The sequence below is a fragment of the Pseudoduganella guangdongensis genome (genome assembly GCF_009857475.1).
GTDB classification, from domain to species: domain Bacteria; phylum Pseudomonadota; class Gammaproteobacteria; order Burkholderiales; family Burkholderiaceae_D; genus Rugamonas; species Rugamonas guangdongensis.
On record NZ_WWCJ01000042.1, the window covers coordinates 1 to 2,533 of the forward strand.

General features: G+C 74.2%; 2 protein-coding genes. Both read left to right on the forward strand.

Features of this window, described 5'->3' with window-relative positions; translation table 11 throughout:
- Positions 1-139: 139 nt before the first annotated feature.
- Positions 140-1,516 (forward strand): type II and III secretion system protein family protein, encoded by a 1,377-nt coding sequence (locus tag GTP41_RS26720; RefSeq protein WP_161028632.1) that lies wholly within the window; start codon positions 140-142, stop codon positions 1,514-1,516.
- Positions 1,513-2,533: pilus assembly protein TadG-related protein (locus GTP41_RS26725; protein ID WP_161028633.1), on the forward strand; the 1,021-nt coding region annotated here is incomplete at its 3' end. The genes GTP41_RS26720 and GTP41_RS26725, both read left to right, overlap by 4 nt.

Genomic DNA, 2,533 nt, shown 5'->3' on the forward strand with positions numbered 1-2,533 from the left:
GGACGCGCTGGCCCGCGCGGTGCCCGCGTTGGCGCCGCGCGGCGCCGGCCAGCCGGCCGCCCCCGCCATCCCGGCGCGCTATTGCATCGGCGTCATCGACGGTAACCGCAGCAGCCGGGAATGCCTGTGAGGAGCCGCCATGCGACCCGCCCCCATCCGCCTGCTGGCCTGTGCCAGCGCCCTTGCCGCCGGCCTGCTGCCGGCGCCGGCCCATAGCCAGAGCCTGCGCTGCGGCGGCGCGCCGGCGGTGCCGGGCAAGCTGGCGCTGGAACTGGGCAAGTCGACCCTGATGCGCCTGCCCGACCCGGTCAGCGGGCGCAGCATCGGCAACCCGCACGTGCTGCAGGCCACCCTGGTGGCGCCCGACACCTTGTACCTGGTGGGCGCCGACATTGGCAGCACCAACCTGATCGTGCAGGGCAAGGGCGGCGCCTGCAGCGTGGTCGAGGTGTCGGTTGGGCTGGATGTGGCGCCGCTGCGCGCCAGCCTGGCCGAGCTGCTGCCGCAGGAGCGCGCCATCAAGGTCAGCGCCGCCGCCGACGCCATCGCCCTGAGCGGCAGCGTGAGCGACGGCGCCACCCTGGCGCAAGTGCTGGACCTGGCGCAGGCGTTCGTGCGCCAGGCGCCGCAGCCGCTGGCCAAGCGCGAAGGCGGGGCGGCGGCGCCGGTGCAGGGGCCGCGCCTGGTCAACCTGCTGGCGGTCAGCGCGCCGCAGCAGGTCAAGCTGGAAGTGAAGGTGGCCGAGGTGTCGAAAACCCTGCTCGACAAGCTGGAGGCCGGCCTGTCGCTGCGCCATGCCAGCGGCAGCTGGAGCGCCATGGTGCTGGCCGACTTCCTGAGCGGCATGCTGGGCGGGCGCCTGCGGCTGGGCAAGTCGAACGGCAGCAGCCTGACCCTCGACGCCGAGCGCCAGGACGGCCAGGTGCGCATCCTGGCCGAACCGACGGTGATGGCGATGAGCGGGCAGGAGGGCAGCTTCCTGGCCGGCGGCAAGGTCATGGTGCCGGTGGCGCAGGACAACAACCGCATCACGCTGGAGGAGAAGGAGTTCGGTGTCGGCCTCAAATTCACGCCCACCGTGCTGGCCGGCGGCCGCATCAACTTGAAGGTGGCGCCGGAAGTATCCGAGCTGTCGCGCGACGGTATCGGCGTCAGCGCCGGCAGCGTCGCCGCGCGCGCCATTTTCCCCCTGATCACCACGCGCCGCGCCAGCACCACGGTGCAGCTGCAGGACGGCCAGAGCTTCGCCATCGGCGGCTTGATCCGCCACAGCCAGGTCAACAACGTCAAGGGCGTGCCCTTGCTCAGCGAGATCCCGGTGCTGGGCGCCCTGTTCCGCAGCAGCGACTTCCAAAACGACCGCAGCGAACTGCTGTTCGTGATCACGGCCCACCTGGTCAAGCCGGAGGGCGAGGCGCCCGCGCTGGATGGCGCGGCGGCGGCGGCGGCCCAGGCGCGCTACCGCAAGTCCTTCAGCGAGCCGGCGCCGCACGCGGATGCCGGAGTGCGCCCATGAAGCGGCCGGCCGCAACGCGCCGCCAGCGCGGCGGCATCGCCACCCTGTTCGCCCTGGCCCTGCCGCTGGTGGCCGGCATGGCGGGGCTGGCCCTCGAGCTCGCGATGGCGTTCCAGCGCCAGGGGCAGTTGCAGCAGGCGGCCGACATGATCGCCCTGGCCGCGGCGCAGAAGCTTGACGGCACGGCGGGCGGCATCGACGCTGCGCTGCAGCTGGCCGGCGTGCTGGCCTACAACCGCCCGCTGCGCGGCATCGGCAGCATCACGTTCAACCCGGCGGCGCTGACCTTTGCCAGCGCGCCGGGCGGGCCGTGGCTGGCGTCCGGCGCGGCGCAGGCGGCGCCGCTGGCGCTGCGCTACGCGCGGGTCGACATGGCGGCCCTGGACGCGGCCTATACCCGCCTGCCCAGCCCGTTCGGCGCCTTGCTGGGCGGCAGCGGCAGCACCGCGCTGGCGGTGCACGCGGTGGCGGGGGCGCAGGGCCTGCGCGTGCTGCCGCTGGCCATCTGCGCGCCCAGCAGCGTGGCGCAGGCCACGCGCGCCAACGGCGGCGGCGTGGACGAAATCGTGCAGTACGGCTTGCGCCTCGGCGTCGGCTACAACCTGCTGGCGCTGAATCCCGCGCCCGGCGCCGCCAGCGGCGAGTTCTTCCTGGTCGACCCGGCCAGCCCGCCCGGCAGCGCGGCGCTGGCGGCGAGCACCGACGACGTCAACGTCGCGCCCTTCATGTGCAGCGGCAAGCTGGCCTACCCCGCGCTGTCCGGCGCGCTCAACCTGCGCCGCATCAGCGCCACCGGCTTTGGCCTGTGGCAGCAGCTCAATGCGCGCTTCGGCCTGGCCGGCGCGGCCTGCAGCACCTTCCACGCGCCGCCCGACACCAATGTGCGCGAATACGTCGGCAGCGGGGCCAGCTGGATGAGCAGCGCGCCGCCGCAGGCGGCCGCCAGCAGCAGCACGCCGGCGCCCGGCCAGCCCTTGCACAGCGTGGCCGACGGCGCGCCGCCGCTGCCGGCCGTGG